Below are 26,338 nucleotides of genomic sequence, written 5' to 3' on the forward strand. Positions count from 1 at the left end.
CCCGACGCGGCGGGGCCGGTGCGAAGGATCAGCGGCGGCGCTTTGCGGCCAGGCCGATCAGGCCCAGGCCGGCCAGCATCAGCGCGTAGGTTTCCGGCTCCGGCACCGGGTTGGCCAGGCTGATCTTCAGGAACTCGGTGTGGTCGGAACCGAAGTCGCGGCCGCCGGTGCCCGGGTAGTTGTTGTCGTTGATCACCAGCAGCGTGTTGGCGTCGAGGATGAGCACGTCCTCGATGGTCACGTAGGGGAAGGTGAAGGTGGTGAGGCCGTCGCCGTTCAGATCGTCCGGGTCGGCGATGTTCATCAGGTCGACCAGTTCGGTCTTGGTGACGAAGCCGCCGTCGGCGACACCGGTGGTGTCGGCGATGAAGATCTTCTTGAACGGCGTGCCGCTGGTGGCGGTGCCGCCGTTGCGCTCGATCACTAGGAAGCGGTGGTCGTCGATGGCCGTCATGTCGCCGATCGCGGTGCCTTCGGCTTCGAGCTGGTACAGGTAGTCAAGGCCGGTATAGCTTTCGCTGTCGATGCTGAATTCGTTGATGCGCAGGCTCTTCGCCGGATCGCCGGCCACGGTCTTTTCGAGCAGCGTGTAGAGCTTGTCGCCGCTGGCGTTGATGGCCATGCCCTCGAAGCCGCCCGAGCCGCCGAGGTTGCTCGTGACCGAACCGTTCAGCACCGCCTCGTGCTGCGGCGCGAACACGCCGGGCAGCGCGATTTCGCGGCGCTGGACCACGCCGGTAGCGTCGGTTTTCACCAGGTAGGGACCGAATTCATCGCCGAACCACAGATTGCCGTTCTTGTCCTGGCGCACCGATTCGACGTCGAGGTCGGCGCCGGTGAGCAGGCGGCCGGCCTTGATCGACGGATCGACCAGCGGGTTGGCGGCGTTGTTGTAGTAGTGCGTGTAGTCGGCCTGGACCTTGATGCTCAGCAGGTTCTTCGGGTCGCTCAGCGTGATCCGGCTCGCGGCGTTGAAGGCGGGCAGCGAGGCGCCGGTATTCCAGTTGGCGGCGGACACGGTGCCGCTGCCGCCCAGCGCGGTGCGGAAATCGACATTCACCGCGTAGCTGCGCAGCAGCGTGTCGGCCGAATTGCCCTGCGCGCCGAAGCCGTTGTCGGTGATGACGCGGAAGCTGCCGTTGGCGCCGGCCAGCACGCCCGAGAAGCCCTGCACCGGCTGCATGTCGACCAGCGGCAGCGGATTGCCGCCGGCACCTGCGCCGGCAAACTGACCCGAGGTCGGGCCGTCGGCGAAGGTGTTGGCCGGCATCACGGCCCAGCCGGACAGCGTGTTCTGCGCGGCGTTGGCCGAGGTGGCGGCAAAGGCGGCCGCCACGGCCAGCACCAGGGTGAGTTGCGTGCGTGCGTTCATGTCGTGTCTCCCACAGGTTTCATGCCGGCGGAGTGCCGGGAACGCGCCGACCATAGGGAGAGGTCTTTTCAATGCCATGAAGGGCAGGTGAGCCGTTCGGCCCATGCCGCCTGCAAATCCGCGCCCGGCCGGGGCGTGCGTGTCGACGTGGGGGTGCCTGCGCGGCCTTGCCGCGGCCGCCCGCGCACGCGGCAGATGACGACCGTGTGACGGAATGCGTTTCTTCCTGTTACGCCGCGGACCCCGTGCACGGCCCGGCAACGGCTGCGGCCTGCATGTAAACTCCGCGCTTTACCTCCCGCGAACCGAGCCTGCCATGCCCGTGAACTACCAGACGCCCCCCGCCGAATCCATCCTGCCGGTTGCCGGCGTCCGTCTGGGCATCGCCCAGGCCGGCATCCGCAAGGCCAACCGGCGCGACCTGTGCCTGATTTCGCTGCTGCCGGGCGCGCGCGTGGCTGGCGTGTTCACGGTGAACCGCTTCTGTGCGGCGCCGGTGCAGGTGTGCCGCGACCACCTGTCGCGCAGCGACATCCGCGCGCTGGTCATCAACACCGGCATCGCCAATGCCGGCACCGGCGAACCGGGTCTGGTCGCCGCCCACGCCACCTGCGTGGCGGTCGCCCGCGCGCTCGAACTGGCGCCGGAACAGGTGCTGCCCTTCTCGACCGGCGTCATCATGGAGCCGCTGCCGGTGGACCGCATCGAGCGTGGCATCCCGGCCTGCATGGACGATCTCGACGAGGCCAACTGGTACGAGGCGGCGCACGCCATCATGACCACCGACACCATCGCCAAGGCCGGATCGCGCACGCTCACCCTCGACGGCCGCAAGATCACCGTCACCGGCATCAGCAAGGGCGCCGGCATGATCAAGCCGAACATGGCCACCATGCTCGGCTTCATCGCCACCGACGCGGCGGTGTCGCAGGCCGCGCTGGAAGACATGGTGAAGCACGCCGCCGACCGCTCGTTCAACTGCGTCACCGTCGATGGCGACACCTCGACCAACGATTCCTTCATGCTCATCGCCTCCGGCACGGCCGGCAACGCCGAAATCACCTCGCTCGACAGCGCCGACGGCCGCGCGCTGGCCGACGCCGTTACCTCGCTGGCAGCCGAACTGGCACAGGCCATCGTGCGCGACGGCGAGGGCGCGACCAAGTTCATCACCATCGAGATCGAAGGCGGCACTGACGTGCCCGAGTGCAAGGCGGTCGGCTACGCGATCGCCCACTCGCCGCTGGTCAAGACCGCCTTCTTCGCGTCCGACCCCAACCTCGGCCGCATCCTGGCCGCGGTCGGCAACGCCGCGCAGACGCACCCGTCGCTGGCTGATCTCGACACGTCGAAAGTGAGCCTGTGGATCGGTGACTTCCTCGTGTCGAAGGACGGCGGCCGCAACCCGGACTACAAGGAAGAGCAGGGCGCGGCCGCGATGGCGCCGGCCGAGATCACGATCCGCGTCGCGCTCGGCCGCGGCGACGCCCGCGCCACCTGCTGGACCTGCGACTTCAGTTACGACTACGTGAAGATCAACGCGGACTACCGCAGCTGAGCGCATCGACGCGCTGAGCCCCCACCCGGCGCTGCGCGCCATCCTCTCCCGCATCCGCGGGAGAGGGGCCGGAGGTGAGGGTCGAAGTCGATCCCGGAGCGCAGCCCGGCCGATTCACCGCCGGCGCCCGCACCTCGTGGGCGCGAGCCTGCTCGCGATCAGGCGGCCGACGCAGCCCGGAAATCGGCCGCTTGCGCGGAACACGCGCCAGTCAGTCCGCATCCTCCCTGCGCCTTGACCGCAGCGCCGCAGCCACCGCCTGAGCAAGTGCCTCGAGCAGGGCATCGGCTGCCCTGCTTCGCTGATCACCGTGGGCCGCGGTAATCGCCGCTTCATCGACGTTGCGGCAGGCGGACAGCGCGGTGCGCAGCATCGCTGCCTTGGGGTAGGGGCGCGAGGCGCGTCCCGGGTAGGCGCGGAAGTCGCAGGTGCACAGGGTCATCAGCTGGTCGAAGCGCTCGGGATGCCCGAAGGCGTCCACCCGTTCCAGCATCGCCGTGATCGAACCGGCGCGCATTTCCGCCGCGCGATGCACGCGCTCGCATTCGGCGTTGGCCAGCAAGGCCAGATCAAGGCAGTCGTCTGGCACGCCAAAACGCGCGCTGATCGCTTCGATGCGCGGCACCCCGCGCTCGATGTGCCGGTAGTGCACCGGCAGGTGCTCGCGCGGCGAATCCGACTTGCCGACGTTGAACACCAGCGCCGCGTAACGCACCGCGAAAGGCGCGTCGCGGCGCGCCACTTCATCGACGGTGCGCAGCAGGTGTTCGCCGATATCGACCTGATCCGGGTCGTCCGCTATCTGCGGCACGCCGAACAGCGCGTCGACCTCGGGCAGCAGCACGGCCAGTGCATCGCACTCGCGCAGCGCGCGCAGCATGCGCGACGGCGCCCGCGCCGACAGGCCGCGCGCCAGTTCGCGCCAGGCGAGCTCGGGCGCGAGATCGACCAGCACGCCGGCGGCCACCTGTTCGTACATCAGGTCCAGCGTGTCTTCGTCGAGCCCGTCGTCCTGGCTCGCAGCCAGGGCCGCTATGCGCAGCACGGTGAGGGCGGGGCTGGCGAGCAGGTCGGTGAAGGACTTGCCGAACGGTCCGGGGGTGAGGTTCGCGCTCATGAATGACGTCTTCGTGGGGTATCCGGTGCGCATTCTGGCGCCGTCGCGGCGCAGTGCATCGTCGATGGCCTGACCGTCCACCGCCCGCCGCGACCGATGGCCCGTTCGGACCACGTTGCGGCGCCGATGCCGTCACGCAGTCGACACCCGCCGCGCCGATGATGAGAATCTCGTCACCGCGCCCGGAGTCCCGAATGTCCTCGTCCTGTATGTCTCCCAGCCGTCGCCGCCTGCTCCAGGGCTCCGGCGCGCTGGCCGCCACCCGCTTCACCGGCCTGATGGGCGCGTTGTATGCGCAGAACGCGCTGGCCGCCACCGGCAAGCAGACGGTGTCGGCCCTGTCGCCCTACGGCGCGCTGGCGCCGGTCAAGGACGCGACCACCGGCCTGCCGCTGCTGCAACTGCCGCCGGGCTTCAGCTACCGCAGCTTCGGCTGGACCGGCGACAGCATGAGCGACGGCAATCCGACGCCCGGCAATCACGACGGCATGGCCGTGGTCACGTCGCGCCGCGCCGGCCGCAGCACCGAACTCGTGCTGGTGCGCAACCATGAGCGCGGCCTGGTCGCCACGCCGGCGGAAGCCATCCAGGCGCCGCGCAGCTACGCCACCCAGCCGGTGAACGGCATCATCACCGTCTTCTACGGCAGCCTGCCCATCCGCATCGGCGCCGGCGGAATCGTGACCGACCCGTCGGCGGCGGCACCGGCGCCCTTCGTCGGCTACCCGGCCGGCGGCACCACCAATCTGCTGTTCCGCGACGCGGGCTGGGCCGGTGCCACCGGCTCGATCGGCGGCACGCTGGGCAACTGCGCCGGCGGTCCGACGCCCTGGGGTACCTGGCTCACCTGCGAAGAAACCATCTACGACTTCTCCGGCATCGGCGGCAAGAAGCACGGCTATGTGTTCGAAGTCGACGCCGACGCCGGCGACTCGATCGCCGACCCCATCATCGGCATGGGCCGTTTCGTGCACGAAGCGGTGGCGGTCGACCCGACCACCGGCTACGTCTACGAAACTGAAGACAACCGCAACGTGTCGGCCTTCTTCCGCTACGTGCCGGCCGACACCTCGGGCGAAATGGGCAGCCTGCATAACGGCGGCAAGCTGCAGGCGGCGCGCATCAAGACCATCGTGCGCAAGGCCGCGCCGGCCACGCTGGCCCAGGCCAACGACCAGGGCCTGCTGAACCCGGACATCGGTGACGAGTACGAACTGGAGTGGGTCGACATCGCCAACCCGGACGCCGACCCGGTGGTTGTCGCCGGCCAGCCCGGCGGCGTCAGCCTCGCCTTCATGTCCGGCCCCACTCACCAGGCCATCAGCCAGGGCGGCGCGCGCATGAGCCGCGGCGAAGGCATCTGGTATTCGGCCGGCAAGATGTTCATCGTCGATACCGCCGCCGGCACCGACAGCCGCTCGCGCGTCGGCCAGGGCGAAGGTGCGGTGTGGGAACTGACGCTGGCCACCATGCGCCTGCGCGCCATCTTCGTCAGCGGCAACCAGACCGCCGGCAACAACCCGGACAACGTCACCGTCAGCCCGCGCGGCGGCGTGCTGCTGTGCGAAGACGGCGGCGGCACCACCGACGCCTACGGCACCGGCAACCGCCTGCTCGGCCTGAACCCGGCCGGCGAGGCCTACATCTTCTGCAAGAACAACGTGAACCTTGCCGCCGACCAGATCGCCGCCGCCGGCAAGACCGTGGCCGCGGCCGACTATCGCAACTACGAATTCTGCGGCGCCTGCTTCGACCCGACCGGCCGCGTGCTGTTCGTGAACATGCAGACGCCGGGCATCACCGTGGCCATCACCGGCCCGTGGGCCAGGGGCAATCTCTAAGCACCGATCCGGGAGCCATCACATGAACATTCGCCACACCTTCGCCGCCGTACTTTGCGCCTTCGCACTCGCCCCGGTCGCCCACGCCTACACGCTCGACGTCGTCGCCGCCAACGGTAATACCGTGGACACCAGCTTCAGCACGCCCGACATGCTGTCCATCGACTTCGGCCTGATCAACACGCTGCCGGTTACGCTCACGCTGACGCGCGACGACAGCGACCTGCCGCTGCTGCCGTTCAACGCCATCGTCCGCAATTACATCGGTCTGGGCTTCGAAAGCCTGACGCTGACGATATCCGGTGGCCTGTTCAACACACTGGGCAGCGCCGGCGGCACCTTCGGCTCGGTCGCCACCGTCACCGGCAGCCACGACAGCGCACGCATCACCTTCAGCGGCCCGGAATACGTCGAAGCCGCGCTCGGCGACTGGTTCCTCGACGGCAGCCAGACCGACTTCGTGCTCGACATCGCCAACGCCACCGGCCCGGTCACCCTGACACTGACCGCCGCGGTGCCCGAGCCTGAAAGCTGGGCCATGATGCTGGCCGGCCTGGGGCTGCTCAGCGCGGCGGCGCGTCGACGTCGCTGAGGGGCGGGGCGGTGTATCCGCTGCGGTGCGCACCATGTGCGTCGGTTCCCGTGACGCTCAGGCGGACTTGGGGTCGCTGAATTCGAGCAGTGAGAGCAGCAGTTCTTCTGCGCTGATCTTGGTCGCGGCGATGCCATGACGGCCGGGCAGGACCTTTAGGACCTTCCCGTTCAAGACGTTTCAATCCACGCGCCTGCGGGGGAACGGCTCAAGCCGCTCATCTACCAGGAGCGCAAGCCCGGTTCATCCCCGCGCATGCGGGGAACGGGACAGCGACGCGCTGGACAAGGACTACAACGACGGTTCATCCCCGCGCATGCGGGGAACGGCAGTACTCGGTCAGCGGCGGCGGTGTCCACACCGGTTCATCCCCGCGCATGCGGGGAACGGTCGGGGGTCGAGGATGTCCGCAAGGGCGCCGCCGGTTCATCCCCGCGCATGCGGGGAACGGGATCTCGTGTGTCATGAGCGCTTCTTCGCCGGCGGTTCATCCCCGCGCATGCGGGGAACGGTCATGGCTGGCCGCCGACGAGGCGCCGGAGCACGGTTCATCCCCGCGCATGCGGGGAACGGCCCGCCGTCGTCGGACCGGCGCAGGGCGCGGAACGGTTCATCCCCGCGCATGCGGGGAACGGACCACGTTCAGGGTCACGCCGATAGGCGTTGCCGGTTCATCCCCGCGCATGCGGGGAACGGCTGAAGTCGCGGCAGATCGGGGCGACGTGGTACGGTTCATCCCCGCGCATGCGGGGAACGGTTGAGCGGCAGAAAGGCGATGCCACATGAACACGGTTCATCCCCGCGCATGCGGGGAACGGCGAGGTCGCGGGTCATGACGCCGCTGGACATGCGGTTCATCCCCGCGCATGCGGGGAACGGTCGACCGGCGTTTCCTTGCGCGCGGCGCAGAACGGTTCATCCCCGCGCATGCGGGGAACGGTCGTGCCGCGCGCTGTCGGCGTGCAGCAGCTGCGGTTCATCCCCGCGCATGCGGGGAACGGATGCAGCGCACGAAGACAGGATCGGCCGTCCGCGGTTCATCCCCGCGCATGCGGGGAACGGGCGGCATCTCCGGTCAGACCACGACGCAGATGCGGTTCATCCCCGCGCATGCGGGGAACGGGCCCATTACCTGAAGTGCGACCTGGCCAACTTCGGTTCATCCCCGCGCATGCGGGGAACGGCGCGAGCCGGCAGACCACCTGCGGCAGACGGTCGGTTCATCCCCGCGCATGCGGGGAACGGACGCTCATGATCATCGACAGCAACACGGCAGTCGGTTCATCCCCGCGCATGCGGGGAACGGCGCTTCGGCGTCGTTGATGAGTGATTTGATCTGGGTTCATCCCCGCGCATGCGGGGAACGGGGCCTGCACTCGATGGTGTGCAAGGCCTGCAACGGTTCATCCCCGCGCATGCGGGGAACGGGAAGGCGTCGGAATGCAGACTGAAATGCCGTTCGGTTCATCCCCGCGCATGCGGGGAACGGACAAACATGGTTTGCATGTCGAGTAAAGCATGCGGTTCATCCCCGCGCATGCGGGGAACGGTTGCGGAAACGCCGTCGGAAATCGCGGTGAAACGGTTCATCCCCGCGCATGCGGGGAACGGACGGCGGCAGCGCGCTCGCCCACCTCTACGGCCGGTTCATCCCCGCGCATGCGGGGAACGGCCCGCCCCCGAACTCACCCCCGAGCAATCCGACGGTTCATCCCCGCGCATGCGGGGAACGGCCGGAAGCCGCCGTCGCTGCCCTTGTCGCGGCCGGTTCATCCCCGCGCATGCGGGGAACGGTCGCGCTGCGCCAGGAGGAAAAGCTGCTCATGCGGTTCATCCCCGCGCATGCGGGGAACGGGGCCGGGAAGATGCCGAGGTCGTGCGCGCTGGACGGTTCATCCCCGCGCATGCGGGGAACGGCTGCCAACGGTCGATGTCTTTGGGGGTGGTGTGCGGTTCATCCCCGCGCATGCGGGGAACGGGTCGTGCGGTCCGCGCAGTGCGCGTGCAGACACGGTTCATCCCCGCGCATGCGGGGAACGGGTAGCTGACGCTTTCCCGCAGTTCGTGGATCGGAGGTTCATCCCCGCGCATGCGGGGAACGGCGTTCGAATCTTTCGCTGGACGGGATAGAACACGGTTCATCCCCGCGCATGCGGGGAACGGGCGATGACGTGTCGGCTCACCATGCCGACCTACGGTTCATCCCCGCGCATGCGGGGAACGGGCACGAGATCGACCTGTGGGAGGCCGATGCGACCGGTTCATCCCCGCGCATGCGGGGAACGGGGTCGCGTTACGCTGACCAGCGGCAGCAAGACCGGTTCATCCCCGCGCATGCGGGGAACGGCTGACCGAAGATTTCCCCGAATATGCCAAATACGGTTCATCCCCGCGCATGCGGGGAACGGTGTCGGAAGCGCTCGCGTGCTCGGCAAAGTAACGGTTCATCCCCGCGCATGCGGGGAACGGATCATCGTGCCGATGTTCATGCCGTAGGTATTCGGTTCATCCCCGCGCATGCGGGGAACGGGCGAACCCGTCGGCACGCGCCCAGTCGTACAGCGGTTCATCCCCGCGCATGCGGGGAACGGCACAAAGCGGGGGTGCTGTTTTGCAACGTCAGCGGTTCATCCCCGCGCATGCGGGGAACGGTCGACCATGCTGAGATTGACATACAGCCCCGGCGGTTCATCCCCGCGCATGCGGGGAACGGTGCGTCAGCCCCTTAAATGAGAACGTGCGAACCGGTTCATCCCCGCGCATGCGGGGAACGGTTCGGCACGACGGCCGGCATCATCGTCCCGGACGGTTCATCCCCGCGCATGCGGGGAACGGCTCACGCCGCGCGAGTGCGAGCGCCTGCAAGGCGGTTCATCCCCGCGCATGCGGGGAACGGTAGTGTCCAGACAGTCCGAGAGTTGGCGTGCACGGTTCATCCCCGCGCATGCGGGGAACGGCCGTTTGCTCGGGCGTTTGCGATTCGCTGGTACGGTTCATCCCCGCGCATGCGGGGAACGGATGCCGTCGTCAGCCAGCAGCAACGATGCTGCCGGTTCATCCCCGCGCATGCGGGGAACGGGGAGGCGATCTCCGCGATACCTTCGAGGAACACGGTTCATCCCCGCGCATGCGGGGAACGGGGTATTCGCGCGGATTGCGGGATGCGGTGCATCGGTTCATCCCCGCGCATGCGGGGAACGGCGCTCATACAGGCAGATGCGCCGCGTATGGGTCGGTTCATCCCCGCGCATGCGGGGAACGGAGGGTATCGACATGCAGTATCGAGAGCGCGCGCGGTTCATCCCCGCGCATGCGGGGAACGGCGTAGGCAGAATCTGCCGGCGCTCGATCTTGGCGGTTCATCCCCGCGCATGCGGGGAACGGACGGCTGCCTTGCTCTCCGTCGACGACACCAGCGGTTCATCCCCGCGCATGCGGGGAACGGGATTGCTGCCGCAAACGGTTATCTCGCCGGTGGCGGTTCATCCCCGCGCATGCGGGGAACGGTCCATCGTTTGAACTCGTTGCGGCCCGAGGCGCGGTTCATCCCCGCGCATGCGGGGAACGGGCGGCGCTTAAGGTGCTCGCTCAATACGCAGGCGGTTCATCCCCGCGCATGCGGGGAACGGACATGAACTACTGGCTGGCGCAGTCAGGCGACCGGTTCATCCCCGCGCATGCGGGGAACGGCATCCGGCGCGCCACGCCAACGTGCAGGCGCGCGGTTCATCCCCGCGCATGCGGGGAACGGGCGAGGCTGCGCTGGCACCCTGCGCTTCGATGCGGTTCATCCCCGCGCATGCGGGGAACGGCACACTCGCGTGATTTGCGGGCGCTGCACGACCGGTTCATCCCCGCGCATGCGGGGAACGGCTGCAGCTGGTCGCGATGATCGCCATCGCCTACGGTTCATCCCCGCGCATGCGGGGAACGGGCCGCCGCATTTAACGCACGGCACGTCGTCCCCGGTTCATCCCCGCGCATGCGGGGAACGGCGAGGAGGAGGAGCGCACAGAGAAAGGGGACATGGTTCATCCCCGCGCATGCGGGGAACGGGCGCTCCAGGTGCTGCCGTTCCACACCGGCAGCGGTTCATCCCCGCGCATGCGGGGAACGGCGCTATCCGCAGTAACCAGCGCGGTGTTCAGACGGTTCATCCCCGCGCATGCGGGGAACGGACCGTCGTCACGCGCAACTACCGCGCATATCACGGTTCATCCCCGCGCATGCGGGGAACGGTGCCGCCGTCACCGAAGGCCAGTTCAAGACGGCGGTTCATCCCCGCGCATGCGGGGAACGGTGGTGCTTCGAGCAGACGACCGACGCGGCGGCCGGTTCATCCCCGCGCATGCGGGGAACGGTCGAATCCCAGCTGAACAAGCCGCAGGGATGGCGGTTCATCCCCGCGCATGCGGGGAACGGGTGAGCCTGATCAAGTCCATTGCGTCCGAGTACGGTTCATCCCCGCGCATGCGGGGAACGGCGCGATTCGAACTCGGCTTGATTGGCGAGGGCCGGTTCATCCCCGCGCATGCGGGGAACGGTGCCGGCGTAGGTGAGCCGGCCTGCACCTGGGCGGTTCATCCCCGCGCATGCGGGGAACGGACGCCTGTTCCGGTCCGAGACTGGCGCGCAGTACGGTTCATCCCCGCGCATGCGGGGAACGGGTCACCGGCTGGTCGGGCTTCACCGAGGCCACCGGTTCATCCCCGCGCATGCGGGGAACGGCGGTTTGCCGACCACGCGTCCGAAGTAGAACGCGGTTCATCCCCGCGCATGCGGGGAACGGATGATTTCGTCAGGATCGGTGACGGGATGACCCGGTTCATCCCCGCGCATGCGGGGAACGGCCCTGTCCATGCCGCGCCACCCGCAACGACAGCGGTTCATCCCCGCGCATGCGGGGAACGGTTGACGTCTGCAATGGTCTGCGCGCCGGTCGTCGGTTCATCCCCGCGCATGCGGGGAACGGTGGGCAACGATGCATGCGCTGATCAACGAGCCCGGTTCATCCCCGCGCATGCGGGGAACGGCGCATCGAATCGCCGGTCGACCAGCTGGTCACCGGTTCATCCCCGCGCATGCGGGGAACGGCAGCGCGGTAGCCGGAGCGAATCCGACCCCGTTCGGTTCATCCCCGCGCATGCGGGGAACGGTTGCGCGGCATCTCGTAGGCGAGTGTCGTGGCCGGTTCATCCCCGCGCATGCGGGGAACGGGGATGAAGTGGATCTGCGCCAATGAATACAGCCGCTTCATCCCCGCGCATGCGGGGAACGGACGCTGTGCTACGTCGGCGGCGAGCTCATCAGCGGTTCATCCCCGCGCATGCGGGGAACGGGCGTATGCGCACATTGCGATAGCAGCCGTACAACGGTTCATCCCCGCGCATGCGGGGAACGGGCAGGTTTCGGAAAAACATGTCAGTTACCTGCCGGTTCATCCCCGCGCATGCGGGGAACGGCTGGGCGGGCGTGGCGACGCCGAACGGAAACTCGGTTCATCCCCGCGCATGCGGGGAACGGGCAAGAGCAATGCCCATTACCGACGTCACACGCGGTTCATCCCCGCGCATGCGGGGAACGGCTCCGCGATGCGTGCGCGCAGGGGTTCGATGTCGGTTCATCCCCGCGCATGCGGGGAACGGGGCGAGGTTGTCCCGCAGCGGGTTGGCGATGTCGGTTCATCCCCGCGCATGCGGGGAACGGGCCCGTGAAGGTGCTCTGCACCCGGGTGCCGAACGGTTCATCCCCGCGCATGCGGGGAACGGACCTTCACGTTCCCCTCGGCGGGCGCCTATACCGGTTCATCCCCGCGCATGCGGGGAACGGTGAAGCCCGCTCTGGTGGCGGCTCTTCCTAACCGGTTCATCCCCGCGCATGCGGGGAACGGACGGCAGAAACCAAAGCTCTACGTTTTTGACTCGGTTCATCCCCGCGCATGCGGGGAACGGACTATCTCCATCTCCATGAAAAACCATGGAAATTTCGACTGCAAAAAATCTACCGGCAAAAGCTCATGCCAGGGGAATGTGTTTCGGTTGTTAAAGACCGGAGTCGTCTTGAGCCGGAAAGAAGCTCACGAGCTTCACACCATCCCATTCCACGGGCTCGCGACGATTTGTGCCGAGCGTCTGAAAATCGAAACCGGCTTCGTTGTTGCTCGTCCAGGCGAGTACCGCATTGCCATCCTCGATGCCCGCTTCGACTTGCTCCCAGATGTGTTCCCGAAGTTTGCGCGAGTAGTTGCCCACGTAGACGCCCGCACGCACTTCGAGTAGCCAGATTGCAAGTCTTCCGCGCAATCTCGGCGGCGCGTTCTCAACTACGATGACCAGCATCGCCGAGGCTGTCCGGGTTGGGGATGGCGGGGCCCACCAGTCCTTCGGGCTCAGGTGGACGCGGAAGATCGGCCGCCGCCAGCATGTCTTCGATGTCCGGGATGATGCGTTCGAGCAGGCGGCTCTGTCGGAAGATGTCCCGACAGGCGAGCCTCACTGCGCGTTCCGGATTGGGCGGGTTGCTCGCCGCGATCTTGAATGCGACCGGCACGACGGTGTCGAATTTGTAGATGTCGGCTACGTCGTAGACGAATGACAGTGGCTTTCCGGTATGGATGAAGCCCACCGCGGGTGCGTAGCCCGCCGCCAGCACGGCGGCTTCGGTAACACCATAAAGTGCCGCGGTGGCGGATGACAGACAGCGATTGGGCAGGTCGGATACGTCCCAATCCTCCGGGTTATAGTCGCGGCCCTTCCACTGCACGCCGAATTTCTGCGCCAGCAACTGATAGGTCCGTCGCACTCGCGCGCCCTCGATGCCGCGCAACTGTTCGACGCTGCGACGAGCGGGTGGCTCCTCGCCGAAACGAAGGGCATACATCTTCCGTACTACTTTCAGGCGCAGGTTCTCATCCAGCGCAAGCTTCGCCTGATATAGCAGGCGGTCGGCGCGTGCACCTCCGGGCTGACCTGACGAGTAGAGGCGAACCCCTGCTTCGCCGACCCAGACCAGCAGCGTACCGACGCGCGCAGCCAGGGCGGCGGCGCGGTGCGAAACGCGGGTACCCGGCTCCAGCATGATGCAGGCGACACCGCCGACCGGGATGTGCGTGAGCACGGCGCGCACGCGAAAGCCTTGCTGATCAACCACGACGAAGGCGCCGTCCACCACGTCGATTTCGCCCTTCTCGACGAAAACGATGGAAAGCCTCTCCTTTATCGGAATGGGTTTGAGCGGCGGCAGCATCGTTATGGCTGATCGTCTGCGATTTCGCCTGCCAAGGCGAGTGCCGCGGTGATCGCAGATCCGCTCAGGTGGTGGCCGCCTGCGGCAAGAAGATCGATGACCGGTGCAATCGCTGCAAGGTGACCGTGCTTCTTCGCCATGAGCAGAACGCCAAGTGTGCCGATCACTTTCAGGCCGATGGCTCGGGCATGCAGGACGGCGACCCGGTCATCCATCAGGATGCCGATACCCGCCGCAAGCGCGTACGCAATCGCACTCGATTCACCTGCATCGAGCGCAGCAGACGTCGTACCGGCGAGGTCCGGGCAGCGCCGAAGCCATCCTTGTTCCAGCGCATGTGCGATGCGCGCGGCATCAGGCAGGTCAGGTCTTGCGAGGCATTCGGCGATCACGCTTTCGGTCACGTCGACGCGCAAGAACAGGCGCGGCAGCAGATCAAGGGCGTTGATGCGGCCGAGCGCGATCAGCGGGCCGGCATCGGCAACAACGATTTGACGCAGTTCATCCGAAATCGGCAAGCGACTGCTCCAGTTCCTCGCGTGTCGTCCGGATGACCGGGATGCCGTAGCTGGCCAGCAGGTCCGTCATCTGTCCGACCGAAAGCCCCGCCATCTTTGCTGCTTTGCCCAGGGACACGTGTTCCTCATCGAACAAACGCACTGCCAGCGCGGTCGCGACACCTTCGCGCAGCAGCGTCTCGTCGAAGGGCACGGCAATAAAGACAGGCGTTCCATGTTTGGTCACCACGGACAGCCTGCCTTCTTCCGCGCCGCGAATCAGTTCGCCGGTGCGTTCCCGCAAGTCGCGGACAGTGAAGGTTTCCATGATCAGTTCCGGATTAAATTTGTGCCATCAAATGATAGAACAAATTAATCGTCCCGACAGACCAACAGCAGTCCGCAGCCGAATGCCTTGGCCCGACCGATACCCTCCCGCAGTGTTTGGGCGAAGCGTTCACGATGGGTGACGATCAGCGCCCCGTTGAAGTCGACCGTGCTGAAGCGCAGTTGAGCCTTCTTGCCGCCATGTTGTGTGTAGCCTTCGACGCGTAACGATGAGCAGTCGAGCGAGAAACCATGTCTTTCGGCTCTGGCTTGCAGCCAGGCCGTGCAGGTGTGTGCAACCAGTTCCGCCAGTTCCGGGCGGGAGTCGTCCTCGCCGTTTGCTGTCTTGCGACCGGGCGTCCAGGCTGCCCAGTCTGTGAGACCTCTGGCGGCAAGCAGACGCTTTTTCTCGTCCATCACGACATCGTGCCGTTTGCCGCGGCCCTCGGATCCGCGCGCAATGACAGGGTTGGCGCGCAATTCGAAGTTCAGACGCGTGCCTTCTGCAAGATCTGGCGTGTAGCCGCGTGTCTGAACATGCCAGGCGGGGTGCGGCGCTTGGGGGCTGCGTTGAGACACTACATAAAAGCGGGGCACGCCATCTACATCCCTGCGCCGGAACAGGAAATCGCGCCTGGTACCGTGTGGTGACGGAAAGAACCGCCACAGCAGTTGATGTTCGCTGTATGCGCCCTGAAGCCATTCGTGAGCGGCGTCGCGCTCAAGGCCCGGTTCGGGCGTAACGAGACTGAAGTACACGGTCAGCCCTCCTGCGAAATCAGTGCGACATATTCAGTGCGATCACCGAACATCCAGCCCTTGCGTCTGAGCGGGTGGTCCTTGCGCGTCGTGGTGAGGTCCGGCGCCCGGCCGACGGTCGCATTGACGCCCCAGGCAAGGCGGGTGAGGGGCGGGGGCGGCTCAAACAGCGGGCGATCCGGTGCCGGACTTTGGTGCGCGAGTTCAGCGCGGACCCGGTCGAGATACGTCTCGAAAGCGCTTTCGGCATTAGCCGCTTCGATCACCTGCGGGAACAGCGGGGCGCCAGGCGGACAACTTTTGCGGCCGAGATACAGCGTGAAACGCGGCCGGCGCAGCGCGTGAGCCAGCTGCTCGAGCGAGTAGCCAGCCGTTTCGCCGGCCTCGACGGCGACCACACATGCAGCACCCTGACGGTAGTCGCGCGTCGAAAGGATGGTATTCAGATCGTGGCCGGGTATGGCGAGCTCGTCGCGACGCGATGCATGTGCGCGCTTCTTCAGCGTTGCCTGACTGGGTACTTGCGCGGTGTGAAAGTCGCGCAGCAGATCGCCGGCTGACTGGATGCCGACGGTGTAGGCGTAGTGGTCGCGCAGCGCCGCGTGGGCAGCCTCGTCATCTCTTCGAATGCCGAGGGCCGCCCCGAGCAACCCGACCAGCGCCGACAACCCCGGGTAGTCCCGGCTCGGTCGATACTCACCGACTGCCGTATCGCCCCAAGACGCGAGCGGAGCCTGCAGCTGAAAGATTAGGAAACGCATGGCGTCAGGTCCGGACGAACTGAACCAGGGCGTCCAGAGTGCCCTCGCCGGTTTCCACGTTTATCGCGTAGTGCGCGTCCGAGCAAGCACCGTACACCTTGTCGAAATTCTCCCGCCGCTGTTCGAGCGCCTTGACTGCGAGCGTCAGCATGTCGCCATCGTTGCGCGGCTGCACCGGCTTCAGGAATGATTGCGCCAGCGAGCGCGGCTGCTGGTCGCCCTTCTCGACGAGAACGTAACTGGCATAGGCGCGTGAAGCGTGACTGTTCTGCATGCCAGTGGGCGATACCTTGGTGATGGCATGGACCAGTGCCTCGATTGCCTTGCCGGTCAGTGCCTCGTCGCCGCCGAGGTTCTCCTTAAGCAACTCCCGATCGATGCACACATAGATGTAGAAGAGGCCGGCACCGAAGCTGCGCTCTCCAATGTGTGCCGCCCCACGGTCGCTCTGACCATCGTTGAGGTCATCCACTGCACTGAAGTAGTCGTCCTCGACAGCGCTCTTGTGCACGGTGATGGCGTGAGCAACCTGCACGGCGGCTTCGACGTTGTAGGCCGGACTGTCTGCCAGCATGCGGCCGAACATCGCGATGTCTGCAGCCTTGCGCGGCAGGCGTAGCAGTTTGAGCTCTTCATCCGTGGGCCCTGCATTGCGGGCGGAGCATGCGCTTGCGAGTTCGTTGATCGACTCGATCTCTTCCGGGCCGAAGTGGGCAAGCTGTTCGATCTGGAGGTCTTCGTCCTTGTCGGATTTCTTGTCCGACTTGAGCTTTCCGAACTGTCCTGCGATCTGGCGCGCCCACTCCCGGGCGGTTTTGTCGGCGACACCGGCTGCGATGAGATCGGCGTGTATTTGCTTGCCAATGTCCTTGGTGCGCGTTCCGATATGCCCCGCCAGTGCGGATTCGAAAATATCGGAGGTTCGCCATGCACGCTTCTGGCTCTGCGAGGAGATGCGCAGGCGCAAGGCGTCACCCATCAGCGCCGTTTTCGGTCGGCCGGTGTCGTCGCGGTTCAGATTGGAGGGCGGATAGCTGGTCAGGATGTGCAACTGGGCGAAACGGGACATGGTGTTCTCCTGGTCGAATCGGTGCGGCAAGGGGTGTGCGTGGTCTGAGAGTTCAGGTACGAGCGGGCCATTCGTAGTCGTAGGCCCATTTCTTCTTCACTTTGTCGCCCCAGAACAGAACGTCATTGACGAGTTCGATCACGTCGACGCGCTGTTCCATCAGCGGCAGTACTCGGCGCAAGCCGGTGAGCAAGCTGTCGGGGCTGTCGCTTTCAAGCAGACGCATGAAGCGAAGTTCGCTCACTGCCGGCCGCTCTTCGCCGGCCGCCTTGTGGCTCATGGACTTGGCCGGGGAGAGAGGGCCGTCCTGTTCGACATGTACCAGCAGGCCAATGGCTGCTGCGAGGCGGTCGTTCGCTGGGGAGGCGCTGTCCTCCTTCCATCCGGCTTCGGACAGACGGCGGAACAGGTGCTGATAGGGGGCGCTGAGCACGACCGCCGTCGTATTGCCGGCACGGCGCAGGACGGCGCGGCTCGCGCGGTCGTCAGCCAGCCCCTGCCACCAGTTCAGCAGAACCTTTCCGATAGCGTTGTCACGCGAAAATCGATCTGACATGCGCAGCTCCTCAAGCTTGAGCGGACCCAGCACGCGTTCGCCGGGTTGCTGGTTTCTCGGGCGAGGGCAGCCGCAGCGCCTCGCGCATCTTGTTGCCGTACAGGTTGTTGAGCAGCTTCCGCCGCGCTTCCGCGATGCGATGAGGCCTTTGCCGTTCGATTGGCCCGGTGCCCACAAACGCCTGATCGAACAGGTCGAGCGCAGTGCGGACGAGCGCGGCGTGCCAGGTCTGGCGAACCTCAAGCTCATCGACGTCGGCCAGCGGATCGGCGCGCAGCGCTTCGAGGCTTTGCCTGAGCAACTGATAGAACGGTGCCTCGGTGTGCCCCCAGAACTCGGCATCGACCGAACTGAAATCGCCCCGTGCATCGCCGCCGAACCAGGCATCCTTCACCGCGCCGCGAAGACTGGTCGCTGCGCTCTGTGCACCGGAGAGCCAGCTTGATACGCAGGACGACACGGTGCGCAGGGCATCCGATTCGCATTCGTCGAGGCCATAGAGCGGCAGACTGGCGTCGTACCAGCAGCGGGCCTTCATGTTGTCCATGTCGTAGCCGAACGCCCACAGGCGCAGCGCGCCGCCCATCTGACGCTTCCGCTCATTCAGTGCATGGGTCACCACGCGCGAGGGGCGCTGTTTGCTCTTTATGTCATCCGCGCCCAGCAACCAGGCCAGCCAGTGCCGGTAGCCGAGGCCGCCCGGCTGCGGATGCAGTGGCAGCCAGTCGCCCTTCGCTTCGTAGTACGGGGACAAGGGGTGATCCCATGCACCCTTGTAGTTCAGGCCGTAGTTCTTCGCGATGAACTGCCTGATCAACGTGTCGGAATACCGCCCGCACACGTCGCATTCGCCCGCATGCACGTCATCGACATCCAGACGGATGCGCCGGGGCATGGCCCAGAACACGTGGTCGGGATGAACCTGGGCGGGGCTGATGGCCTCACCGGTCTGCAATTGATCAATGGACCTGAGCCAGGGGAACCTGAAATGCAGCGCGGTTTTCTCCGCGTCACCGCTGTGAGCGCAATGCAAAGGGCCTTCGAGTACGTTGAGCCAGAGGTCTTGCCACAGGCTTTGCGGCTTCTGTCTGAGCAGCAGCGTGGTCAGCGGGCCGCCGCCGCGCAGTCCGGTCCGGTAGCCCACGCCGCCTGACGGTGCATTCGTCTGCAGCGTGAACAATGCCGTGGCCGCGCACGCCGGACACAAGCTTTCGATCCGGCCCCGCTTGACGAAGTGGTCGCTGTTGTTGCGCAGCGCGTTTTCGCCGGGCGAGTCGATGAACAGCGCGGCAACAGGGTTGAGCGTTGCTTCGTCGGCTCTCAGCGTCAGGTCCTGCATGAAGCGCGGGCCATCGCCTTCCAGCAGGAAGGCCTCGGCAACCGGTGCGAACCATGCGGAAAGTTCCTGCTCGGTAGGGGGCGTCGTCAGCAGCCGTCGCCACTCGGCAGGGCTGTCGGCTGGAGTGGTGCTCTGCAGCAGCCCGATCGCGAACTGAGCGAGTGCGCCATTGAAGTCCGGGCGGTCGGCGGCAAAAGCGACGATGTCCGGGTCGGAAAGCTGTGGTGGTGAGATCCAGTCGCGCTGACCGGCGCGCCGCCGGACGGGTATCCAGCGATCATCTAGAAGCATGAAATACCTCCGTTGGGTGTGATGGGGAGGGTTTGGAGGCCTCCCTTTCTCAGTACTTTCCAGAGCCGCCGCTTGGAGGGGCGACTCACAACAAAAAGGCCGAGATGCATCACGTGAGCTAATCCTAGTGGCACGTTCAGGCAACGTCAACTTTTTCTAAGTGCGTAGGTTCTAACAGAAATTGTCTAACTCTGTGTTTTCCGTCTAAGGCGTGAGACACTTTTTGCGTTCTTCACCTAGGTGGAGATGAACCATGCGTCGGCTCGAACAGTGCTAAGGCGTGTGTAATGTTCCTCGCTTCCGCGGGGCAAACGCCGGATGCGGTTACGCATCCGGCACCTCCAGGTTCTGCAAACCGCGCTTCGGGCAGTAAGCCCATGCAGTGCGTTTCCGGCTATTTCCCCGATCAGTTTTCGCATAAGCAGTGGCTGTCCACCTGCCATTTGTCTCGTTAAGAGCGAGAAGTGCCGACCACTTTCCGCTCCCTGGTAGGCTCTCCATTGCATCCAGCACTGCCTGTTCGCGAACGGGGTCGGACTCGGGTATGCGCTCGGCGATCAGGCGTTCGGCAACCTTCACCGTGCTGTAGGCCCATGCGTGGCGAAGGGTTTCGTGATCGACCCACGGCCGCAGCCGATTGCCCTCCCAGCGGGCAAGCACGACAGTCATCGTCGCCTCCCCGAGGCGGGAGGGCGTGCTGGCTTCGCTCCACCAGTCGATGGCGTCGCGTACATAGCCTGCTGCCGGCTTCAGCGTGTTCTGCATGGCGATGCTGATGCTGGCGTAGGTATCGCCCTCGGCTTTTCCTGCATTCGCCTGCAGGCCTTCAGGCAGGTCGACGTATTCACTGAATACGCCTTCGATGAGTGAGCGAGCGTCACCCGGCATCGTGAAACTGCCGGACTGCAAAGCCTTGGCGGTAAGCCATAGCTGAGCGTGATTCGGGTACACGCCAGCCGCCTTCGGCAGGAAGGTCTTGAACCAGTTCGGGGCCGGTGTTTCGGCCCACTCGGGACCGAAGACCCAAAGGCATGGGCGTCCGCGCTCGTCCGGTGCGGTGGGGTCAGCATGGCGTCGGCCGGATGTGTCACGAGGGTGCCGCTGCAAACGTCCGGCGCGCTGTATCAGCCGGTCGATCGGTGCGAGGTCGGTGACGACGAAGTCCCAGTCCGCGTCCAAGCTCTGTTCCGCGACCTGGGTAGCGATGACGAGACGCCCTGCGCGTTCTTCCGGCGTGCTGGATTTGCCAAAATGCTTGAGGATGCGCTGTTCGGTATCGAGCCGGTCGCGCAGCGCAAAACGCGCGTGGAACAGGATGAGGTGTTCGTCGTCGAGTTCGTGTTCGAACTGCGCGCAGGCCACCAGTGCGTCGGCGACCGTATTGCGCATCCAGCACACGCACTGACCGGCAGCAAGCGCGGCACGGATCGACGCAACGACAGTGCCTTCGTCTGATACGTACTGCACATCCACGCTCCGGCAGACGGCTTCACGCGCCTCGATGGCCTGCATGGACGGCTCGGCCAGGCCATCGTGCCAGGACGTGACAAGCGGGAAATCGTGCGAAGGCCTCGCTATGGGCGGAGGAGCGCCGCGCCCGCGAGCAAAGGCGTCGAACAGCGCATCTTTCGTATGTTGCGGCAGCGTGGCCGACAACAGCACGACGCTGCCGCCAGCGCGGGCATGAAACTCGAGCACTGTTTCCAGTACCCGCTGCATGTAGTCGTCGCAAGCATGCACCTCGTCGATGATCAACACCTTGCGCAGCATGCCCAGCAGGCGCAGCGACTGATGCTTGCTGTAGAGCACGCTCAACAGGATCTGGTCTATCGTGCCGACGCCAGCCGGTGCCAGCAGCGCGCGCTTGTTGTGATCGGCCAGCCAGGCGCTGCAGCGGGCGCTGGCGGTCTCGTCGAGTTGTGCGCGGTCGCCTTCGTCACGGGTGGCGGGCAGTACCGACTCCGCGAAAGCTTCGACCAGGTTGCGCTGCCCATGCGCCAGTACGAGGCTCGGGTCGCCCTTGAACAGTCTTGGATTCACCTCGGCGATGCGTTCGTACATTGCGTTCGCGGTCGCCATCGTCGGCAGGGCGACGAAGAAGCCGTCCGCACAGCCACTGGCAATCATGCGCTGGGTCAGCGTGATGGCCGCCTCGGTCTTGCCAGCGCCCGTCACGTCTTCGAGCAGATGAATCTGCGGGGTGGGTGAAATCTTCGCTTCGATTGCCCACGCCTGCAGCGGTGAGGGCGAAGGGATGTCGGGGAACAGCTCGTGAAACGACTGCTCGGTGTGAGGGGTGGGCAGGACGCCCGCCGCGGTCAGTGCGCTGTCAGCCAGTGCTTGCGCATCGATCCAGTACTTCCCGAGTTCGGTGCGCTCGCTGCAGTACGGAAAGAAATCGGTGTTCGAGCCGATCCAGTCGCACATGACGGCAAGGCCAGCGATCCACCACGAGATCTGACGGCTGACTGTTTCGAGGCGTTCTGCGCCCATGCCTGCTGGCACCGTGCGCAACACCGCGGGAGGGAACAGGTCGAACAGCTCGTCGATGAAGGTCTTGATGGCCTGGGCGTCATGAGGCGTACTGAAGTGCTGTCGCCAATGTCCGGCGCTGGTGCTTATCGGTGGCTGGCCATGATGACCGGTACATGCCCGCACCCACCAGGCCACTCCGTCCAGGAGCGATTCACCGTCTTCGCCGAACCACTGGTTCTCAATGGCAATATCTGCAAGGTACTGCTCCCATATCATCCAGCCGAGGGTGTCGTGGCGCAGGCCATAAGGCTTTCCGGGATCGGGCTGTCGCTGTCTCAGCTCCGCGAAAATTTCGGAGCGCTGGCTCTGGAATGCCTCGGAGAACTTGCCGAGGTCATGTAACGCGAGAAAGAAGCCAAACCATGATTGGAGCGCGGATTTCGACTCGATCTGCAATGCACTCATGAAGAACGCACAGATCGCGGGCGAACGGTCGAGAAATGCAACGCCGACCGCTGCGACATCGAGAGAGTGATATGCCAGCCGGTGGAAAGCAGGGCCGTCGTTGTCGGGCTTCGCTTTGCCCCAGTATTCGAGATGAGTCGGCTGCCGGTTCATGTCGGGCTATCGGATGGACGAATGGAGCGCATTGTTGTGCATGCCGAGCTCAATTCCTGAGCCTGCATCAAAGGCGCTCTGCGTAAAGTGCTCGCAGCGTTTCGATCTCGGACTCAACGATCTCGCGCAGCGTCTCCGGCCACAGCACCTCGCAGTGTCTTCCGTGCTTGAGGATGTCCATCATCAGTTCGCGATGGTCCGCGTAGGGGATGTCGAGCAGATAGTGACCGTCGGCGTCGAAGCGCCCCTTCTGTTTCGGGTGCCAGGCCTCGTGGGCCACCCAGCGGGCGCGCTCGGGCGAGAAGCGCAGTCTTGCCCACTGGATGCGCTGGCCCGAGAAGATGCCGTAGCCAGGCCCGAACACCGTCTGCAGCGTGCGCAGACTGACTTCGCGTGCCGGGGTAGCGAGCAGGTGCGCTTCGCGTATGGCATCCAGCGCGAAGCTGCGCAGGTCTTTGCGCAGATGACACCAGGCTTCGAGGTACCAGTTCTCGCGGTAGTGCACCAGCCGTTGCGGCGATATCTCGCGCTCGGTAACGGTGTCGCTGCTGCGCGCGGCGTAGCGGATCGTCAGTCGCTTGCGGCGCAGCAGCGCCGAACCGATGCGTTCGAAGTGAGTGAGCGTGACGGGTCTTTTCCCCAACCCGACGATGAGTACACGGCGGCGCACCGCTTCTGCGTCGTCCTTGGCGGCGCCCAGAAGCGCGTTGAGCTTTTCCATCAGCGGCTGTACCTGGCGCGTGAGGATGCCGCCTTCGTCGAGATTGGCCAGCAAGTGCTGCATGGTCAGCAAGGCGTGGATTTCGGCGCTGGAAAACCAGATGGACAGTTCCAGCTGGGCGCCGCTGTGTTGTTCCGGACTCAGGATGTAGCCACCTCGGTCGCGGTCGAACTCGACCGGTGCGCCCATCACGTTGCGCAGATAGGCAATGTCGCGGGTGAGGGTCGCGCGCGATACTTCAAGCTCGGCCTGCAGCCGGTCAAACGAGATCGCCGTACGTGTGCTCAGGCACTGGCGGATGCGGGCTGCTCTGTCCGTTCTTGACATCCGGATCTGTCCTCGTGGCACTTGCCGAATGGGTCGGAATGGTAGCGCCTTGTCATGGCCGCTTGTTTTAGGCCTTATGGATGATGGTATCGAGCGCGCGAAGGGCGCAGGGGGACGTGATCATGAAAGAACAGCGCAAGAATGATGGAGTCGTTGCGGCTCCCGTGCAGCGACGCAATGAAGCGTTTCGCTTGTTGAGCGACAAGCTGCGCAAGCTGAGCGAGGGGCGGCCACAGACGCCGTCGGAGGTGCTGCTGCGGCAGTCGCGGGAGGAGCGCTGAGCAATTTCGCTTTGCGGCATCCCTGCCGCAGCCGGGTCGGGCGCTCTCGTCGTTGTGCTGGCTGGACGAATGCGGGTTCGTCGCTGTCGCACCGCTTGGCCCCGTCACCCCCGCGTTGCACGGCCGATTGTCGATGTATATCCTGTATGTACATCGTTCCAGTCTCTTGCTCATCATGCGAACCCGTATCTTCAAAAGTGGCAACTCACTCGCCGTGCGCATTCCGAAGGAACTGGCCATCGCCGGGGTGTCGGAAGAGGTCGAGATCGAGCGGGTGGGCAATACCCTGGTGCTGCGACCTGCACAAAGACCGTCGCTGGCCGATCTGCCGGAGATATTCGCGTCCTTTCCGAAGAGCTTCATGGCTGGCGGCCGCGAGTTCCATGAGCAGCGCGAGCGCGAATGGGACCTTGCCGAGCTTTCTGCAAAGGACTGAGCTTTGGTCTGGATGCTCGATACGAATATCTGCATCTACCTGATGGGGCGGCAACCGCCGCAGGTGGTGGCCCGATTCCAGCAGGCGAGGGCGGGCGACATTGCGATTTCGGTGGTCACCTACGCGGAGTTGTGCCACGGCGTCGAGCGCTGTCAGGGCGCTGATCGCGAGCAGGCCGCCGCGGGTTTGCGACGCTTCACGCAGCGCGTGCCGGTGCTTGCTTTCGACGAGGCAGCCGCAGAGCGTTACGGCGCCCTGGCAGCCGCCGTGCGCGACCGCCGCCGCGACGCGCTTGACCGGATGATTGCCGCCCATGCGGTGAGCGTCGATGCTGTCCTGGTCACGAACAATGAAGCGGACTTCGCCGATTACCCCGGGCTGGTGGTAGAGAACTGGACGCGCGACCCTGCTGCGCCCGCGTGAGCGCCGGCGGCCGCCTGGCGCTTTCGCATATATATATGCAATGTAGATTCATCCGGTGACCGAACTTTGACCGATACACGACTTGCGTTGCCCGATGGCGACGCTGCACACAGCGTCCGCTGGCAATCCGAAGCGGGCGTAGCCCCGCCGAAGAAGGTGGTTGTCGCCGACGATACGCTGACTGCCGACATGGCCTTCCGGCTGGCGAGCGAGGGCACGGCGTTGCTGTGGCGCGGCGACTTCCAGAACGCGCGGCAGTTGCTGCAGGCGATGGCGCGGCGGGTGGATCGCAAGCCGCGCAAGCCGGCGGCCACGCTGCGCGATGCGTTCAACCAGCACCGGCTGGCGCAGTCGCAGCGCGCGCGCACGCTGGGCATGCTGCTGATTCCGTTCGAGGTGGGTCACGTCATTCCGCTGCGCCGCGCGCCGGACGTGGTCGAGGCCTGCACGCAGGCCCACGGCGCGGCGACAGAGCCCTATGTCTGTTCGCTGCGCGAGCTGCTGGGCATGATCAGCGCCTACGAGTGGCGGCGCAATGGCGTCGACATTCCGGCGCTGGGCGCGCACATCCACCCGCATTACGGCGTGTTCTCGCCGGTGCGCGGCGAGTATGTCGATCTGGTCGCGAAGGCGCCGCTGCCGGCGGCGCTGAAGAGCGATTCGACCGCTTTCGACATCGGCACCGGTACCGGTGTGCTGTCCGCGGTGCTGGCGAAGCGCGGCGTTGAGCGCGTGGTGGCGACCGATCAGGACGCACGCGCGCTGGCCTGTGCGCGCGACAACGTCGCGCGGCTGGGCATCGGTGCGCAGGTCGAGGTGGTCGAAGCCGATCTGTTCCCGGCCGGCCGCGCACCGCTGGTCGTGTGCAATCCGCCCTGGCTGCCGGCGCGGCCCAGTTCGCCGCTGGAGTATGCCGTCTATGACCCGGACAGCCGCATGCTGCGCGGTTTCCTCGCCGGGCTGGCGGCGCATCTGGCGCCGGGCGGAGAGGGCTGGCTCATCCTGTCGGACTTCGCCGAACACCTCGGTCTGCGCGCGCCGGACGAACTGGCGGGCCTGATCGCCGCGGCTGGTCTGAAAGTGGTCGGCCGGCTCGATGCTCGGCCGCGTCATCCCAAGGCTTCCGACGCCACCGACCCGCTGCACGCAGCACGCGCGAAGGAGGTGACGACGCTGTGGCGGCTGGTGGCGGCCGACGCATGAGCTACTACGTGATCGGCCACATCCGCGTACTGGATGCCTCACGCTGGACGGATTACCGCGCGCGCGTCGGCGCCACGCTGCTGCCCTTTGGCGGCGAAGTGGTGATGCGGGGTGGGGTGGACGTGGTGCTGGCCGGCGACTGGCCGGGCACCGATACCGTGGTGCTGCGCTTCGCCGATGCGACCCGCGCGCGCGCCTGGCATGACTCGCCGGCCTATCAGGCGCTGGTGCCGCTGCGCGAGGCCGGGGCCGACGTGGTGCTGGTCGGTTACGAGGGCGAATAGCCGGCCGGAGCCGTGTACGCCCGGCGCCTCAGCCGGTGGCCCACAACACGAGGCCGATCAGCACGACATTGACCGCGATGGCAGCGAACAGCCCGCCGAGCAGGAAGTGCTGCGGGCCCAGCCCTTCGGTGGTGCGGTTGATCATCCGCGCGCGGCCGATGCCGGTGAAGGTGAGCAGGATGATTTTCAGTGCGCGCAGACTGCCGCGCAGCAACGGTACGGGGGCGTGATCCATCGCCGGATTGT

Annotated in this window: 22 protein-coding genes and 1 CRISPR repeat array; of the genes, 8 read left to right on the plus strand and 14 right to left on the minus strand. The window is 65.7% G+C overall.

The genetic code is table 11. The annotated features are described in order from the left end of the window. Positions 1–28 precede the first annotated feature (28 nt). Positions 29–1,372, minus strand: coding sequence for an esterase-like activity of phytase family protein (locus tag IV112_RS13735; RefSeq protein ID WP_304004157.1), 1,344 nt, complete (start codon positions 1,370–1,372; stop codon positions 29–31). Between the two features lie 316 nt (positions 1,373–1,688). Between IV112_RS13735 and argJ the strand changes: the two genes are divergently transcribed. Further along, the gene (gene argJ / locus IV112_RS13740; RefSeq protein WP_304004159.1) at positions 1,689–2,930 is read left to right on the plus strand and encodes a bifunctional glutamate N-acetyltransferase/amino-acid acetyltransferase ArgJ; all 1,242 of its coding nucleotides are present in this window, start codon (positions 1,689–1,691) and stop codon (positions 2,928–2,930) included. A 211-nt stretch (positions 2,931–3,141) separates the two neighbouring features. On the opposite strand, the gene IV112_RS13745 is transcribed toward argJ, so the two are convergent. After that, positions 3,142–4,047, minus strand: a complete 906-nt coding sequence (locus tag IV112_RS13745) for a tRNA nucleotidyltransferase (RefSeq protein WP_304004161.1) — start codon at positions 4,045–4,047, stop codon at positions 3,142–3,144. A 194-nt stretch (positions 4,048–4,241) separates the two neighbouring features. Between IV112_RS13745 and IV112_RS13750 the strand changes: the two genes are divergently transcribed. Together IV112_RS13750 and IV112_RS13755 are read left to right on the plus strand one after the other, a co-directional pair. Continuing rightward, positions 4,242–5,888: a PhoX family protein gene (locus IV112_RS13750; protein ID WP_304004163.1), complete on the plus strand. Its 1,647-nt coding sequence runs from the start codon at positions 4,242–4,244 to the stop codon at positions 5,886–5,888. A 22-nt stretch (positions 5,889–5,910) separates the two neighbouring features. Then, on the plus strand, positions 5,911–6,480 hold the full coding sequence (locus IV112_RS13755) for a PEPxxWA-CTERM sorting domain-containing protein (protein ID WP_304004165.1): 570 nt from the start codon (positions 5,911–5,913) through the stop codon (positions 6,478–6,480). Positions 6,481–6,719: 239 nt separating this feature from the next. Next, positions 6,720–12,431: a CRISPR direct-repeat array (repeat unit 29 nt; unit sequence CGGTTCATCCCCGCGCATGCGGGGAACGG). Positions 12,432–12,521: 90 nt separating this feature from the next. Here IV112_RS13755 and cas2e read toward each other — a convergent pair. The 11 genes from cas2e to IV112_RS13810 all read right to left on the minus strand — a co-directional run bounded on the left by cas2e (position 12,522) and on the right by IV112_RS13810 (position 23,465). Beyond that, complete coding sequence (gene cas2e, locus IV112_RS13760) at positions 12,522–12,818, minus strand: type I-E CRISPR-associated endoribonuclease Cas2e (protein ID WP_304004167.1); 297 nt, start codon at positions 12,816–12,818, stop codon at positions 12,522–12,524. Next, positions 12,799–13,725 (minus strand): type I-E CRISPR-associated endonuclease Cas1e, encoded by a 927-nt coding sequence (gene cas1e, locus IV112_RS13765; protein ID WP_304004169.1) that lies wholly within the window; start codon positions 13,723–13,725, stop codon positions 12,799–12,801. Before cas1e ends, cas2e begins: the two co-directional genes overlap by 20 nt. A 2-nt stretch (positions 13,726–13,727) precedes the next feature. Next, entirely contained in the window at positions 13,728–14,243 is a 516-nt protein-coding gene (locus tag IV112_RS13770; RefSeq protein WP_304004171.1) for a DUF3368 domain-containing protein, read from the minus strand. Continuing rightward, on the minus strand, positions 14,227–14,550 hold the full coding sequence (locus tag IV112_RS13775) for a type II toxin-antitoxin system prevent-host-death family antitoxin (protein WP_304004173.1): 324 nt from the start codon (positions 14,548–14,550) through the stop codon (positions 14,227–14,229). Before IV112_RS13775 ends, IV112_RS13770 begins: the two co-directional genes overlap by 17 nt. A 44-nt stretch (positions 14,551–14,594) precedes the next feature. Beyond that, positions 14,595–15,308 carry a type I-E CRISPR-associated protein Cas6/Cse3/CasE gene (gene cas6e / locus IV112_RS13780; protein ID WP_304004174.1) on the minus strand — a complete coding sequence of 238 codons (714 nt, stop codon included), beginning with the start codon at positions 15,306–15,308 and terminating at the stop codon, positions 14,595–14,597. A 2-nt stretch (positions 15,309–15,310) separates the two neighbouring features. Further along, on the minus strand, positions 15,311–16,069 hold the full coding sequence (cas5e, locus tag IV112_RS13785) for a type I-E CRISPR-associated protein Cas5/CasD (protein WP_304004176.1): 759 nt from the start codon (positions 16,067–16,069) through the stop codon (positions 15,311–15,313). Positions 16,070–16,073: 4 nt separating this feature from the next. Continuing rightward, positions 16,074–17,138 (minus strand): type I-E CRISPR-associated protein Cas7/Cse4/CasC, encoded by a 1,065-nt coding sequence (gene cas7e, locus IV112_RS13790; RefSeq protein ID WP_304004178.1) that lies wholly within the window; start codon positions 17,136–17,138, stop codon positions 16,074–16,076. Between the two features lie 52 nt (positions 17,139–17,190). After that, entirely contained in the window at positions 17,191–17,727 is a 537-nt protein-coding gene (gene casB, locus IV112_RS13795) for a type I-E CRISPR-associated protein Cse2/CasB (RefSeq protein WP_304004180.1), read from the minus strand. Further along, positions 17,705–19,324, minus strand: coding sequence for a type I-E CRISPR-associated protein Cse1/CasA (casA, locus tag IV112_RS13800; RefSeq protein WP_304004182.1), 1,620 nt, complete (start codon positions 19,322–19,324; stop codon positions 17,705–17,707). The genes casB and casA overlap by 23 nt, the downstream gene beginning before the upstream one ends. 324 nt (positions 19,325–19,648) lie before the next feature. Continuing rightward, positions 19,649–22,417 carry a CRISPR-associated helicase Cas3' gene (gene cas3, locus IV112_RS13805; RefSeq protein ID WP_304004184.1) on the minus strand — a complete coding sequence of 923 codons (2,769 nt, stop codon included), beginning with the start codon at positions 22,415–22,417 and terminating at the stop codon, positions 19,649–19,651. A 67-nt stretch (positions 22,418–22,484) separates the two neighbouring features. Further along, positions 22,485–23,465 carry a helix-turn-helix transcriptional regulator gene (locus tag IV112_RS13810; RefSeq protein ID WP_304004185.1) on the minus strand — a complete coding sequence of 327 codons (981 nt, stop codon included), beginning with the start codon at positions 23,463–23,465 and terminating at the stop codon, positions 22,485–22,487. A 122-nt stretch (positions 23,466–23,587) separates the two neighbouring features. On the opposite strand from IV112_RS13810, the gene IV112_RS13815 reads away from it, so the two are divergent. The 5 genes from IV112_RS13815 (at position 23,588) to IV112_RS13835 (ending at position 26,092) form a co-directional block, all read left to right on the plus strand. Continuing rightward, positions 23,588–23,746 (plus strand): hypothetical protein, encoded by a 159-nt coding sequence (locus tag IV112_RS13815; protein WP_304004187.1) that lies wholly within the window; start codon positions 23,588–23,590, stop codon positions 23,744–23,746. Positions 23,747–23,879: 133 nt separating this feature from the next. Next, the gene (locus IV112_RS13820; RefSeq protein WP_304004189.1) at positions 23,880–24,182 is read left to right on the plus strand and encodes an antitoxin; all 303 of its coding nucleotides are present in this window, start codon (positions 23,880–23,882) and stop codon (positions 24,180–24,182) included. A 12-nt stretch (positions 24,183–24,194) separates the two neighbouring features. Next, entirely contained in the window at positions 24,195–24,605 is a 411-nt protein-coding gene (locus IV112_RS13825; protein WP_304004238.1) for a type II toxin-antitoxin system VapC family toxin, read from the plus strand. 66 nt (positions 24,606–24,671) lie between these two features. Next, positions 24,672–25,808 (plus strand): class I SAM-dependent methyltransferase, encoded by a 1,137-nt coding sequence (locus IV112_RS13830; protein ID WP_304004191.1) that lies wholly within the window; start codon positions 24,672–24,674, stop codon positions 25,806–25,808. Next, a complete protein-coding gene (locus IV112_RS13835) occupies positions 25,805–26,092 on the plus strand; it encodes a DUF1330 domain-containing protein (RefSeq protein ID WP_304004193.1) in 288 nt (95 codons plus the stop codon). The genes IV112_RS13830 and IV112_RS13835 overlap by 4 nt, the downstream gene beginning before the upstream one ends. A 28-nt stretch (positions 26,093–26,120) precedes the next feature. Here the strand turns inward: IV112_RS13835 and IV112_RS13840 are convergent, their stop codons facing one another. Beyond that, entirely contained in the window at positions 26,121–26,327 is a 207-nt protein-coding gene (locus tag IV112_RS13840; protein ID WP_232415971.1) for a DUF2970 domain-containing protein, read from the minus strand. Positions 26,328–26,338 lie beyond the last annotated feature (11 nt).

The sequence above is a fragment of the Methyloversatilis discipulorum genome (assembly GCF_018780585.1).
Lineage (GTDB): Bacteria > Pseudomonadota > Gammaproteobacteria > Burkholderiales > Rhodocyclaceae > Methyloversatilis > Methyloversatilis discipulorum_B.